We start from the raw sequence: 12,977 nt of genomic DNA, 5'->3' as shown, positions 1-12,977 counted from the left end.
GAAGGCGCTCGCGTGGTCAACGCTTCAATCAGGCCGCGGCGGCCTTCGAGGTGGGGACTTCCGAGATGGTCTTCAGGATCTGCGAAGCGATCTGGTAGGGGTCGCCCATGGAGTTCGGGCGGCGGTCTTCCAGATAGCCCTTGTAGCCGTTGTTGACGAACGAATGCGGCACGCGGATCGAGGCGCCGCGATCCGCCACGCCGTAGGAGAACTTGTTCCACGGCGCGGTTTCATGCTTGCCGGTCAGGCGCATGTGGTTGTCCGGACCGTACACGGCGATGTGGTCGTGCAGGTTGGTCTCGAACTGCTTCATCAGCGCTTCGAAGTACTCCTTGCCGCCAACTTCGCGCATGAACTTGGTCGAGAAGTTGGCGTGCATGCCCGAGCCGTTCCAGTCGGTATCGCCGAGCGGCTTGCAGTGCCATTCGATGTCGATGCCGTAGCTTTCGCACAGGCGCAGCATCAGATAGCGCGCCATCCACATCTGGTCGGCGGCGGTCTTCGACCCCTTGCCGAAGATCTGGAATTCCCACTGCCCCTTCGCCACTTCGGCGTTGATGCCTTCGTGGTTGATGCCGGCGGCGAGGCAGAGGTCGAGATGCTCTTCGACGATCTTGCGGGCGATGTTGCCGACGTTCTTGAAGCCGACGCCGGTGTAATACGGACCCTGTGGCGCCGGATAGCCGGCTTCCGGGAAGCCGAGCGGGCGGCCGTCCTTGTAGAAGAAGTACTCCTGCTCGAAGCCGAACCAGGCGCCCTCGTCGTCCAGGATAGTGGCGCGGGTGTTGCTGGCATGCGGGGTGACGCCATCGGGCATCATCACTTCACACATCACCAGAATGCCGTTCTTACGCGTGGCGTCGTGGAACATCGCGACCGGCTTCAGCACGCAATCCGAGCTGCGGCCTTCGGCCTGCATGGTCGAGGAGCCATCGAAGCCCCACAGCGGAAGTTGCTCGAGCGTCGGATAGACTTCGAATTCCTTGATCTGCGTTTTGCCGCGCAGGTTCGGCACCGGCGTATAGCCGTCGAGCCAGATGTACTCGAGTTTGTACTTGGTCATGCGGTTCTCTCTGTTGACTGCAAAGGGCGGGAACCCAAGCGGACACGGAACCGCACCCCGGCGGCCGACATCCGGCTGTCACGGAAGCATTTGTCATGCCAACCAGGGTGCCACCTGCGACAAAACAAGCAGTCCTCGCGGCTGCAAAGGAACTTGAGCCGCTTTACAGGCTTGGTCTCGAAGCGCCCGCCAAATCGGCCTGAATCCGGGGCCAAAGGAGATGCCGTTAGGGCCGACGATGAGGGTGCTCAGTAGACGAACTGTCCGCAGCCCACAGCGAGACCCAAATTTAAAATTGCCGCATGGTGATCACCGGCCATGCAACGGACGATTTGCCTAATATTCAGTCAAATGATGATTTTTTCTTGAGCATATTGCACCTACCCTGAGCGCGACCGATATTCATCAGCCGTGCAAATCGCGGGGCTCGACGAAGGCGAGACGAACAACCGAAGGAGATGACCTTGAGTAGCCTGGAGCAGACATCGGCAAAAATCTACCAATTTCCGGTTGGCGGCCGAGGCGGCCTGGCCCGGCGCGAACAGTCCGCGCCCGAGATCGTCAATCGGGCTGTGGTGGCGAGTTCGAGCTGGTATCACGAAGCTGCAATGCTCGACGATCAGCAGCGAAAGCCGCAATGACCCCCGACCCGAGACCGCCTCAGGGCGACACCATCGAGATCTAGCAAAGGGCCGACGTGCAAACGTTTCGGCCCTTTGTTTTGCCCGGAGCGCCGGGCCGCCCTCAGACGCCGAAAATCGACCAGCCGAGCCGCTTGGTCAGCGCTTCCAGCGCGATCCGGCCAAGATGTGAATTGCCTGCGGCATCGAGCCCGGGCGCCCACACCGCGATCGAGGCTTTTCCCGGCGCCACCGCCAGCACCCCACCCCCAACCCCGCTCTTGCCGGGGAGACCGACCCGATAGGCGAATTCGCCCGAGCCGTCGTAATGCCCGCAGGTCAGCATCAGCGCGTTGATGCGGCGGGCACGCTGGGGTGACACCACATTGTGCCCCGTCGTCGGATTGCGGCCGTTATGGGCGAGGAAGCGCCCGGCCATGGCCAGCTGCCGGCAGCTCATCGCGATCGCGCAATGATGGAAATAGACGCCGAGCGTGTATTCGACCGGATTGTCCAGCACGCCGAACGACTTCATGTAATTGGCCAGCGCCGCATTGCGGAAGCCGGTACGTTGCTCGGAGGCAGCGACCGCCTCGTCGATGACGATGCTGTCGTCTCCGGCGAGAAATTGCATGAAGCGCAGGATCTCGCCGAGTGCCTCGCGCGGCTGATGCCCGGACAGGATCAGGTCGGTGACGGCGATCGCGCCGGCGTTGATGAAAGGGTTGCGCGGGATGCCGCGCTCACGCTCGAGCTGGACGATCGAGTTGAACGCCGAACCTGAGGGCTCACGCCCGACCCGCCGCCACACCCGATCGCCGGATTTGCCGAGCGCCAGCGTCAGCGTGAACACCTTCGAGATGCTCTGGATCGAGAACGGCACGTTGGCGTCACCGCCTGCCGCGACATGGCCGTCGGCGTCGATGACGACGAGGCCGAAGCGCTGCGGATCGACGTTCGCCAGTTCAGGAATGTAGCTCGCGACCTCGCCACGGTCGGCGCGGTTCGCCATCTCGCCGGCGATCTCGGCGACGACTTGGTCGAGGTGTGAGGCGTTCATGGCGGCGGAGAAAAAGGCAAGCTCCGCGCCAAAGCAAGGTCAAAGAGGAAGCAACAGGTGGCTGTTGATGTGAGACGATGTCCCAAGCACGGCCTGCTCCTTCTCCCCGCGCGCGGGGAGAAGGGTGGGATGAGGGGGCGTCTCCACAAGGCCGAGCGCCAATCCTCGATCATCATCAGTCTTAAGCAACCCGGCCGCTCAGGCTCGTTGAGGCGCCCCTCACCCGACCTGGCTTCGCTGCGCTCAGCCAGATCGACCTCTCCCCGCGCGCGGGGAGAGGTTAGGCCCTGCTCGGCTCGAGGATGCTACGTCGTCGCCGCCTTGTGGCGCTGCTTGCGGAGTTGCAGCGCGCTGAGGTGGCCGTCGCCGGTCGGCTGATAGAATTCGGTGTAGCGATGCGTCGCCTCGCGGAAGGCGTGAGCGTCGGATTCCTTCTTGGCGTCGAACGAGTCGAAACCATTGCGCACCAGAAAGGTGAACTGGTCGCGCAGCACCTGCCCGGTCGCGCGCAATTCGCCGCGATAACCGTAGATCTCGCGCAGCCGGCGCGCCTGGCTGTGGGCGCGGCCATCCCTGAAGGTGGGAAACACCAGCGTGATCAGCGCCAGCCGGTCGAGCCACGGCTTGAGCTCGGCGACGTCGCGGTTGTTCGGCCAGGCGACGCCGAGCGGGCGATTGCTCCTGGTCAGCGTCTCCGCATCGGCGACAAAGCGCGTCGCGGATACCAGCACGGCACCGTCGGCCGGCAGCTCGGCGTCGTCCGCAACGGTCACGAACTCATCGGCAACGATCTGCGCGTTCTTAACGAGTGGCATAGACGCGCTCCTTGAAAGGCTCCACTCCGAGCCGCTTGACGGTATCGACGAACAGCTCCTCCGGCCGCTCGCGCAGCGCCAGATAGGCCTCGACGATATCCTCGACCACGTCCGCGACCTCTGCATACGGCACCGCGGGGCCGATCAGCTCGCCGAGCTTGGCGTGCTCGTCGGCGCGGCCGCCGATGGTGATCTGATAGACTTCCTGATCGTTCTTCTCGACGCCGAGAATGCCGATGTGGCCGACGTGGTGATGGCCGCAGGCGTTGATGCAGCCGGAGATGTTGACGTGCAGCCGGCCGATCAGATTGGCGGTCTCGTGATTGGCGAAGCGCCGCGTCAGCTCCTGCGCGATCGGGATCGAACGGGCATTGGCGAGCGAGCAGTAATCGAGCCCCGGGCAGGCGATGATGTCGCTGACCAGGTTGACGTTCGGCGTGGCGACGCCGATCGCGTCGAGCGCGCTCCACAGCGCCGGCAGATCGCGCTGGGCGACGTGCGGCAGCGCCAGATTCTGCTCGTGGCCGACGCGGATCTCGCCGAACGAGTATTTGTCGGCGAGGTCGGCGATCGCATCCATCTGCTCGGCGGTGGCGTCGCCGGGCGGGCCCCCGACCGGCTTCAGCGACAGCGTGACGATCGCGTAGCCGGGCTGGCGATGCGGCGCGACCGAGTTCTTGCGCCACGCTTCGAACTTCGCATCCGCCGAAGCCGCGCGCAGCTCGGCGGGATCGTCGGTCAGCGTCTCATAGGCCGGATAGACGAAGCGCGAGCGGATCTCCTCGATCATCTCGTCGTCGAGCGTCAACGGGCCTTCGGCGATCTCGCGCCAAGTCTGCTCGACCTCGGCGGCAAATTTCTCGATGCCGAGCTCGTGCACCAGGATCTTGATGCGCGCCTTGTAGATGTTGTCGCGGCGGCCGAACTGGTTGTAGACGCGCAGGATCGCCTCGACATAGCTGAGGATGTCGCGGCCCGGGACGAACGGCTTGATAGTCTTGGCGATGAACGGCGAACGGCCGAGACCACCGCCAACCAGCACCTCGAAGCCGGTCTCGCCGGCGTCGTTCTTGCGTAGGCGCAAGCCGATGTCGTGCACCTTGATGGCCGCGCGATCATGATCCGCCGCCGTGATGGCGAACTTGAACTTGCGCGGCAGGAACGAGAACTCGGGATGCAGCGCGGTGTGCTGGCGCAGGATCTCAGCCCAGACCCGCGGGTCTTCGACCTCGTCCGGCACGACGCCGGCCCATTGATCCGCGGTGACGTTGCGGGTGCAGTTGCCCGAGGTCTGCATCGCGTGGATGCCCACTTCGGCGAGATCGGCGAGCGCGTCGGGCAGATCCTTCAGCGCAATCCAATTGAACTGAATGTTCTGCCGCGTGGTGAAGTGGCCGTAGCCGCGATCGTATTTGCGCGCCACATGGGCGAGCTTGCGCAGCTGCGCCGACGACAGCGTGCCGTAAGGGATGGCGACGCGGAACATGTAGGCGTGCAATTGCAGATAGACGCCGTTCATCAGCCGCAGCGACTTGAATTCGTCCTCGGTCAATTCTCCGGACAGCCGGCGCTGCACCTGATCGCGAAACTCCGCGACGCGTTCGTTGACCAGCGTCTGGTCGAGATCGTCATAAACATACATTGGAAAAACAGCCTCAGGCCTGAGCGGTCAGCGCGATAGTCAGGCCGGTCTTGCGGATTTGTTCGCGCAGATTGCCGGGGATGATGGTGCCGGCGTCGTCGATCTTCACCGGAGCGATGTAAGCACCGACCGCGCCGACATCGTCGGCGACCGCTTCGGCGAGCAACGCACGCGCCGGCTCGACCTCGCGCACAATCGCGGCGTCGGCCAGATCGGTCGACCAGCCGCCTTTGCCGGTGCGGTAGATCACAATGCCGTCGAAGGTGCGGTTGGCGGTCACGACCGACGGGCCGGTGATCCGGATTTTCTGTTGCAGCGGAGACGTCATTCGGCGGCCACCTGATAGGTCGAAACGAGTTGCTGAAGTTGTTGCCGGCGCCACGGCGCCGAATGCGCGACGACGTCGCCGATCACCAGAATGGCCGGGCCACCTTCGACCTGCCCGACCAGCGCCGGCAGATCGTCGAGCACGCCGACGGCGGCCTTGGAGTCCGGCCGCGTCACGCGCGCGAACACACCGACCGGCGTTCGCGGCGAACGGCCGGCCTGCAGCAGGCCGGCGCGCACCGTCGGTGCGGCGCTCATGCCCATATAGACGACCACGGTCATCTTCTCGTCTGTCAGCACCGACCAGTCGACCGCCTCGGCATCGGTCGCTTTGTGGGCAGTGAGGAAGGTGAGGCGCAGCGCCTCGTGCCGATAGGTCAGCGGCACCTCGAATTGCGCGGCGGCGCCGAAGCCGGCGCTGATGCCGGGCACCACCGAGTACGACACGCCGGCGTCGCGCAGCGCTTCGACTTCCTCGCCGCCGCGACCGAACACGAACGAATCGCCGCCCTTCAGGCGCACGGCGCGCTGGCCGGCTTGCGCGGCTTCGATCAGCAGCTTGTTGATCGCGTCCTGACCGATGCCGGGCTTGTTGACGCGGCGGCCGACCGGAACGCGCGAAGCGTCGCGGCGAATGCGGTCGAGAATTTCGGACGACACCAGCTCGTCGTAAAACACCACGTCGGCGTCCTGCAGCGCGCGCAGCGCCTTGATGGTCAACAGATCGGGATCGCCGGGACCGGCACCGACCAGCGTGACGTGGCCTTCCGCATGGCCGGTGGCGGATTCGCGCGCATATGCGGACGGATCGGCGATCGCCCCCAGCTGATCCTCGGCATCGGCGCCACGGCCTTCGAGCACGGCGGCGCCGATCGGGCCGTCGACGACACGCTCCCAGAACCGGCGGCGCAGCGGAAACTCGGGCAGCCGCGCCTTCATCGGATGACGCCAGCGCCCGATCAGCGCGGCGAGATCGCCGATCCGGGCCGGAACCACGGCTTCGATCATCTCACGAACGCGCCGCGCCACCACCGGCGACGACCCGCCGGTGCCGATCGCGACCACCACATCGCCGCGATCGACGATCGCCGGAAAAATGAAGGTGGAATGCGACAGCTCGTCCATCACGTTCACCGGCACGCCGGCTTCGCGAGCCCGGGCCGCGAGCGGCGCGGCGAGATCGCCGGCGCCGGCGCACAGCAGCGCAATCGCGCCGCGAAGATCGGCGTGCAGCGGATCGCCGTCGGCAAAGCTGATGCGGGCACGATCGGTGTCGCTCACGCCCGACAGCTCACGATCGCCGTCGACCGCGTAGCAGCGGATCGTCGCGCCGGCCGACAGCAGCAGCCGCAATTTGGCACGCGCCATCTCTCCAGCGCCGACCAGTATCACTGGCCCTGCCGCGAGATCGAGAAAGACCGGAAGAAACCGCATGCTTGCTCCGTTGCCCCTTTCGGGTCCGCCAGAATTATTTTCTACGTGGAATTCTTACAAGTCGCGCCGGAAGAAAACCAATCCTTTGCGCGCCAAGGGCGCAGTGGGGAATTTCCATCCCCTGAGACGCACCACCGGAGACAACCATTCTCCGCGCATCAAGCGCCTTCAGATCCGAACGCTGAAAGTCGGTCCGCGTTGCTGGGGCACCCGCTTCACACGCGTAGTTATCTCGACTATCTGACCATGAAACTTGCGTTTTCGCAGGACGACGCTCACGCATTGAGCAGCACGCTGCCTGATCCGCATTCAAGACCAGCAATAAGGAGTTCTCGTGAACCGCTTCGCCCTCGCCCTGCTCGCCGGCCTTGGTGCTTTCGCGACCGCATTGCCGGCCCAGGCGCAGACGCCCACCACGCTGCTCAATGTCTCGTACGACATCGCGCGGGAACTCTATGTCGAGATCAACGCCGCGTTCGTTCCGCATTGGAAGCAGAAGACCGGCCAGGACATCACCATCAACCAGTCGCATGGCGGCTCGTCGCGGCAGGCGCGGTCGATCCTCGAGGGGCTAGAGGCCGACGTCGTCACCTTCAATCAGGTTACCGACGTCCAGGTGCTGCACGACAAGGGCAAGCTGATCCCGGCCGACTGGGCCAAGCGGCTGCCCAATAACTCGTCGCCCTACTACTCGCTGCCGGCGTTCCTGGTGCGGGCCGGCAATCCGAAGGGCATCAAGGACTGGGACGATCTGGTGAAGCCGGACGTCAAGGTGATCTTCCCGAACCCCAAGACCTCGGGCAACGCCCGCTACACGTACCTCGCCGCCTACGCCTTCGCGAAGCACAAATACGGTAGCGAGGCCGAAGCCGATGCCTTCGTCAAGAAGCTGTTCGCCAACGTTCCGGTGTTCGACACCGGCGGCCGCGCCGCGACGACGACCTTCGTCGAGCGCCAGACCGGCGACGTGCTGATCACCTTCGAGGCCGAGACCAGCGCGATCCGCGATCTCGCCGGCGCTGACAAGTATCAAGTGGTGGTGCCGCCGACCAGCGTGCTGGCCGAATTCCCGGTCAGCGTTGTCGACAAATACGCCGACAAGCACGGCACCCGCGCGCTGGCGACGGCTTATCTCGAATATCTGTACTCGCCGGAAGGCCAGACCATCCTGGCCAAGGCCTACAACCGCGTCCACGACAAGGCGGTGATCGAGAAATTCAAGGACAAATTCCCCGAGGTGAAGCTGTATCGCGTCGAGGACGAGTTCGGCGGCTGGGACAAGCTGAACGCCGAACACCTGGCCTCGGGTGCGAAGCTGGACCAGCTGTTCGGCGGGCGGTGAGCTATATCGGACGCTGCGCTTCGAGCACTGCAACCAAGTTCGTCATTCCGGGGCGCGCGAAGCGCGAGCCCGGAATCCATAACCACCGCCGGGAGTATGGATTCCGGGCCTGCGCGCAAGAGCGCGCATCCCGGAATGACGAACGCGAGTTCTGTTCGTCATTGCGAGCGAAGCGAAGCAATCCAGAGGCTCCGAGCATTGGGCATCTGGATTGCTTCGTCGCTTTGCTCCTCGCAATGACGGATCGATCTCCGCACGATTCTTGACCGTCCTATCTCTTATCTGTCCTCATCCACCGGATCCCCACCTTGCGACGCAGCGTCATCCCCGGTTTCGGCCTCAGCCTCGGCATCACGCTCCTTTATCTCGGCGTGATCGTGCTGCTGCCGCTGGCGGCGTTGATCCTGAAGGCGTCGGATATCGGCGCGGCGCAACTGTGGGCGATTCTGTCGTCGCCGCGGACGCTGGCGGCGATCCGGCTGACGGTGACGATGGCGCTGGCGGCGACGATCTTCAACGCAATCTACGGCACGCTGCTGGCCTGGGTGCTGGCGCGTTATACGTTCCCGGGCAAGCGCGTGCTCGACGCGCTGGTCGACGTGCCGTTCGCGCTTCCGACCGCTGTCGCGGGCCTTGCCCTCACTGCACTGTTTTCCAAGACCGGCTGGTTCGGCAGCGTGCTGGAGCCGCTCGGGTTCAGCGTGGTCTACACGCCGCTCGGCATCGCCATCGCCATGGCATTCACCAGCATCCCGTTCGTGGTGCGCACCGTGCAGCCGGTGATCGAGGATCTCGGCACCGACGTCGAAGAAGCCAGCCGTTCCCTCGGCGCAAATGACCTGCAGATACTCGCCAAGATCATCTTTCCGTCGATCTTCCCGGCGCTGCTCGCGGGCTGCTCGCTGGCGTTCGCGCGCAGCCTCGGCGAGTTCGGCGCGGTGATCTTCATCGCCGGAAATCAGCCGATGAAGACCGAGATCGTCGCGCTGCTCGCCTTCATCCGGCTCGAGGAATACGACTACCCGGCCGCCGCGACGATCGCCGTGGTGATGCTGGCGATGGCATTCACGATGCTGCTGGTCACCAACGCGGTGCAGGCTTGGCAGCTGCGTTATCTCGGCCGTGGAGGCGTGTGATGAGCAAAGCACCCGCATCTCCCAAGGCGCCGCAGCAGAAAAAAGACTGGATGGTCACGCCGGTCGGCGCCGGTCCGGTGACCCGGCTGGCCGTGCTCGGCATCGTCGGCGTGATCACGCTGTTCATCCTGGTGGCACCGCTGGCGGTGATCCTCAGCTCGGCCTTCGCGCAGGGCATCGGCGTGTTTGTGCGCAACCTCGGCGATCCCGGCACGCTTCACGCGATGTGGCTGACCACGATCACCGCGCTGATCGTGGTGCCGGTGAACATCGTGTTCGGACTCGCCGCGGCCTGGACCGTCAGCAAATTCGATTTCCCCGGCCGAACGCTACTGATTGCGCTGATCGAGTTGCCCTATTCGATCTCGCCGATCGTCGCGGGTGTCGCCTATCTGTTCGTCTATGGCACCCAGGGGCTGTTCGGGCCGCTGCTCGATTATCTGGGCCTCAAGGTGATGTTCGCGCTGCCGGGGATTGTGCTGGCCAGCATGTTCGTCACTGCACCCTATGTGGCCCGTGAGTTGATCCCGCTGATGCAGGTGCAGGGCACCGACGAGGAGGAAGCCGCCGTGACGCTCGGCGCGGGCGGCTTCGCCACCTTCCTGCGTGTCACGCTGCCGAATATCCGCTGGGCGGTGCTGTACGGCGCGATCCTGTGCAACGCCCGCGTGCTGGGCGAATTCGGTGCAGTCTCAGTGGTATCCGGCAACATCCGCGGCCAGACCACCACATTGCCGCTGCAAATCGAGCTGCTGTACCAAGATTATAATGTCGCAGGCGCGTTCGCGGCCGCGACCACGCTGACGGCCGTGGCGCTACTGACGATCCTGCTCAAGATCGTGCTGGAGCGGCTGGCGGCGGACGAGCATCCGGCCCCCTGAGAGCCCGCGCCGGACGGCGGGCCCCTTCCAATACCCGCGGCTTTGGCGCTAAAAGAGGCGCCCCCGGGCTGCCTTGAGCGGCATCGGCTCATTTCGAACCCTGAAACGGGCCGCCGCTGCGGCGCCCTTTCTCGCGAGACATCCTCATATGAATCGTATTGACGCCCACGGCTTGAAAATCGCGCCCGTCCTGTTCGACTTCATCGCCAAGGAGGCCGCGCCGAAGACCGGGGTAGACCCCGACGCGTTCTGGGCCGGGCTCGCCGCGATCCTGCGCGACCTGACGCCGAAGACCCGCGCGCTGCTGAAGACGCGCGACGATCTGCAGGCCAAGATCGACGCCTGGCACCTCGCCAACAAGGGCAAGAAGCAGGACATGGCGGCGTACACCGCCTTCCTGAAGGAGATCGGCTACCTGCAGCCGGAGCCCAAGACCGCCCCGGTCGAGACCGCAAACGTCGACGAGGAAATCGGCAAGCTGTGCGGCCCGCAGCTGGTCGTGCCGCTGTCGAACGCGCGCTACGCGCTGAACGCCGCCAATGCGCGCTGGGGTTCGCTATACGACGCGTTCTACGGCACCGACGCGATCCCGCAGGAAGCCACCCAGACCAAGGGCTACGACAAGGTGCGCGGCGACAAGGTGATCGCCAAGGCCAAGGCGTTCCTCGACCAGGCCGCGCCGCTGGTCGCCGGCAGCCACAGCGACGTCACCGCCTATAGCGTGATCGCCGGGCAGTTCTCCGCGAAGCTGAAGAGCGGCAACGCTACCGGCCTGAAGACCCCCGCGCAGTTCGCCGGCTACAATGGTGACGCCGCCTCGCCGAGCGCCGTGCTGCTGGTCAACAACGGCCTGCACATCGAGATCAAGATCGACCGCTCGAACACCATCGGCAAGGACGATCCGGCCGGCGTCGCCGACCTGGTCATCGAGTCCGCGGTCTCGACCATTCTGGACATGGAAGACTCCGTCGCCGCCGTCGACGCCGAAGACAAGGTGCTGATCTATCGCAACACCCTCGGCCTGATGGACGGCACGCTGTCCGAGAGCTTCGACAAGGGCGGCAAGACCGTCACCCGCGCGCTCAACGGCGACCGCAACTACACGGCGCCGGACGGCAAGCAGCTGACGCTGCACGGGCGCAGCCTGCTGCTGATGCGCAACGTCGGCCACCACATGTGGACTGATGCAGTGCTCGACGCGGACGGTCAGGAGATTCCCGAAGGCTTCCTCGACGCCGCGGTGTCGGGCCTGCTGGCGATCCATGACCTCAAGCATCTCGGCAAGACCCGTAACAGCCGCACCGGCTCCGTCTACATCGTCAAGCCCAAGATGCACGGGCCGGACGAAGTCGCGCTGACGGTCGAACTGTTCGGCCGCGTCGAGCAGATGCTCGGCCTGCCGGAGAACACCCTCAAGGTCGGCATCATGGACGAGGAACGCCGCACCACGGTGAACCTCAAGGCCTGCATTCAGAACGCGTCGAAGCGGATCTGCTTCATCAATACCGGCTTCCTCGACCGCACCGGCGACGAGATCCACACTTCGATGGAAGCGGGTCCGATGATCCGCAAGAACGAGATGAAGGCGCAGCCCTGGATCAAGGCCTACGAGGACTGGAACGTCGACACCGGTCTGATCGACGGCCTGCCCGGCCACGCCCAGATCGGCAAGGGCATGTGGGCGGCCCCCGACAAGATGGCCGACATGCTGGCGCAGAAGATCGGCCACCCGCAGGCCGGCGCCACCACCGCCTGGGTGCCGTCGCCGACCGCCGCGACGCTGCACGCTTTGCACTATCACCAGGTCGACGTCATCGCCCGTCAGCAGGAGCTCGCCAAGGGTGGCCCGCGCGCCAAGCTCGAGGACATCCTCACCATTCCGGTGTCGAACTCGAACTGGGCCCCGGACGATGTCCGGCAGGAGATCGACAACAACTGCCAGGGCATTTTGGGCTACGTGGTGCGCTGGATCGACCAGGGCGTCGGCTGCTCCAAGGTGCCGGACATCCACGACGTCGGCCTGATGGAAGACCGCGCCACGCTGCGCATCTCCAGCCAGCACCTTGCCAACTGGCTTCACCACGGCGTCGTCACCAAGGAGCAGGTGATGGAGTCGCTGAAGCGGATGGCAGTGGTCGTCGACAAGCAGAACGCAGGCGATGCGCTGTATCGCCCGATGGCGCCGGACTTCGACGGTGTCGCGTTCGAGGCCGCGTGCGACCTGATCTTCAAGGGCCGCACCCAGCCGAACGGCTACACCGAATACATCCTGCACGAACGCCGCCGCGAAGCGAAAGCGGCGCACCTGGAGACGCTGCGCTAAGCGGCAAATTCCTCCGCTTGATTGCTAACAGACCCCGTCATGCCCGGCACAAGGCTGGGCATGACGGGGGGATAGGAAAGTGCCTGATTTTAAGGGCGCATTTACGGCCGAGCTCTCACAATGAGGACTCAACGGTTGTGAAGGGAGCGATAGCGCTTCACCTCATGAAGTGCCCGGCAAGCGATGCCGGACGCATCCGGTCAACGAAAAGGGGGCCCGGGGAATTGAGCGCCGCCCGATGGTTTTTGTGATCGGCGGGTTGGAGTATAAGAGCCCAGAAATAAAAACGCGCATGATGGGGAAGATTTTAAAAACACCCCCGGGGGAGAGGTTT

General features: G+C 64.6%; 11 protein-coding genes. 5 read left to right on the top strand and 6 right to left on the bottom strand.

What is annotated here, in order from left to right:
- Window positions 1-28: 28 nt before the first annotated feature.
- Window positions 29-1,063 (bottom strand): glutamine synthetase beta-grasp domain-containing protein, encoded by a 1,035-nt coding sequence (locus D4Q52_RS15275; RefSeq protein ID WP_119857429.1) that lies wholly within the window; start codon window positions 1,061-1,063, stop codon window positions 29-31.
- A gap of 458 nt (window positions 1,064-1,521) precedes the next feature.
- On the opposite strand from D4Q52_RS15275, the gene D4Q52_RS15270 reads away from it, so the two are divergent.
- A complete protein-coding gene (locus tag D4Q52_RS15270) occupies window positions 1,522-1,704 on the top strand; it encodes a DUF2735 domain-containing protein (RefSeq protein ID WP_182915327.1) in 183 nt (60 codons plus the stop codon).
- A 103-nt stretch (window positions 1,705-1,807) separates the two neighbouring features.
- Here the strand turns inward: D4Q52_RS15270 and D4Q52_RS15265 are convergent, their stop codons facing one another.
- From D4Q52_RS15265 to cysG, 5 genes are all read right to left on the bottom strand, one after another.
- Window positions 1,808-2,743, bottom strand: a complete 936-nt coding sequence (locus D4Q52_RS15265) for a glutaminase (protein WP_119857428.1) — start codon at window positions 2,741-2,743, stop codon at window positions 1,808-1,810.
- A gap of 305 nt (window positions 2,744-3,048) precedes the next feature.
- Window positions 3,049-3,558: a DUF934 domain-containing protein gene (locus D4Q52_RS15260; protein WP_119857427.1), complete on the bottom strand. Its 510-nt coding sequence runs from the start codon at window positions 3,556-3,558 to the stop codon at window positions 3,049-3,051.
- Window positions 3,545-5,200: a nitrite/sulfite reductase gene (locus D4Q52_RS15255; protein ID WP_119857426.1), complete on the bottom strand. Its 1,656-nt coding sequence runs from the start codon at window positions 5,198-5,200 to the stop codon at window positions 3,545-3,547. Before D4Q52_RS15255 ends, D4Q52_RS15260 begins: the two co-directional genes overlap by 14 nt.
- 13 nt (window positions 5,201-5,213) lie before the next feature.
- Window positions 5,214-5,528, bottom strand: a complete 315-nt coding sequence (locus D4Q52_RS15250) for a DUF2849 domain-containing protein (protein WP_119857425.1) — start codon at window positions 5,526-5,528, stop codon at window positions 5,214-5,216.
- On the bottom strand, window positions 5,525-6,961 hold the full coding sequence (gene cysG, locus D4Q52_RS15245) for a siroheme synthase CysG (protein WP_119857424.1): 1,437 nt from the start codon (window positions 6,959-6,961) through the stop codon (window positions 5,525-5,527). The genes D4Q52_RS15250 and cysG overlap by 4 nt, the downstream gene beginning before the upstream one ends.
- 334 nt (window positions 6,962-7,295) lie before the next feature.
- Between cysG and cysP the strand changes: the two genes are divergently transcribed.
- From cysP to D4Q52_RS15225, 4 genes are all read left to right on the top strand, one after another.
- Complete coding sequence (gene cysP / locus D4Q52_RS15240; protein WP_119857423.1) at window positions 7,296-8,303, top strand: thiosulfate ABC transporter substrate-binding protein CysP; 1,008 nt, start codon at window positions 7,296-7,298, stop codon at window positions 8,301-8,303.
- 308 nt (window positions 8,304-8,611) lie between these two features.
- Window positions 8,612-9,439, top strand: a complete 828-nt coding sequence (gene cysT / locus D4Q52_RS15235) for a sulfate ABC transporter permease subunit CysT (protein ID WP_119857422.1) — start codon at window positions 8,612-8,614, stop codon at window positions 9,437-9,439.
- Complete coding sequence (gene cysW, locus D4Q52_RS15230; RefSeq protein WP_119857421.1) at window positions 9,439-10,320, top strand: sulfate ABC transporter permease subunit CysW; 882 nt, start codon at window positions 9,439-9,441, stop codon at window positions 10,318-10,320. Before cysT ends, cysW begins: the two co-directional genes overlap by 1 nt.
- 148 nt (window positions 10,321-10,468) lie before the next feature.
- Window positions 10,469-12,643 (top strand): malate synthase G, encoded by a 2,175-nt coding sequence (locus D4Q52_RS15225; RefSeq protein ID WP_119857420.1) that lies wholly within the window; start codon window positions 10,469-10,471, stop codon window positions 12,641-12,643.
- The last annotated feature ends 334 nt before the right edge of the window (window positions 12,644-12,977 follow it).

Source organism: Rhodopseudomonas palustris, assembly GCF_003591005.1.
Lineage (GTDB): Bacteria > Pseudomonadota > Alphaproteobacteria > Rhizobiales > Xanthobacteraceae > Rhodopseudomonas > Rhodopseudomonas palustris_K.
Note: the sequence above shows the minus strand (reverse complement) of the source record. Positions and strands in the feature narration are given on the sequence as shown.

Excerpts from the sequence above, each read along its gene's own strand:
- D4Q52_RS15275 (WP_119857429.1), bottom strand. The coding sequence starts at position 1,063 with ATGACCAAGTACAAACTCGAGTACATCTGGCTCGACGGCTATACGCCG.
- D4Q52_RS15270 (WP_182915327.1), top strand. The coding sequence starts at position 1,522 with ATGACCTTGAGTAGCCTGGAGCAGACATCGGCAAAAATCTACCAATTT.
- D4Q52_RS15265 (WP_119857428.1), bottom strand. The coding sequence starts at position 2,743 with ATGAACGCCTCACACCTCGACCAAGTCGTCGCCGAGATCGCCGGCGAG.
- D4Q52_RS15260 (WP_119857427.1), bottom strand. The coding sequence starts at position 3,558 with ATGCCACTCGTTAAGAACGCGCAGATCGTTGCCGATGAGTTCGTGACC.
- D4Q52_RS15255 (WP_119857426.1), bottom strand. The coding sequence starts at position 5,200 with ATGTATGTTTATGACGATCTCGACCAGACGCTGGTCAACGAACGCGTC.
- D4Q52_RS15250 (WP_119857425.1), bottom strand. The coding sequence starts at position 5,528 with ATGACGTCTCCGCTGCAACAGAAAATCCGGATCACCGGCCCGTCGGTC.
- cysG (WP_119857424.1), bottom strand. The coding sequence starts at position 6,961 with ATGCGGTTTCTTCCGGTCTTTCTCGATCTCGCGGCAGGGCCAGTGATA.
- cysW (WP_119857421.1), top strand. The coding sequence starts at position 9,439 with ATGAGCAAAGCACCCGCATCTCCCAAGGCGCCGCAGCAGAAAAAAGAC.
- D4Q52_RS15225 (WP_119857420.1), top strand. The coding sequence starts at position 10,469 with ATGAATCGTATTGACGCCCACGGCTTGAAAATCGCGCCCGTCCTGTTC.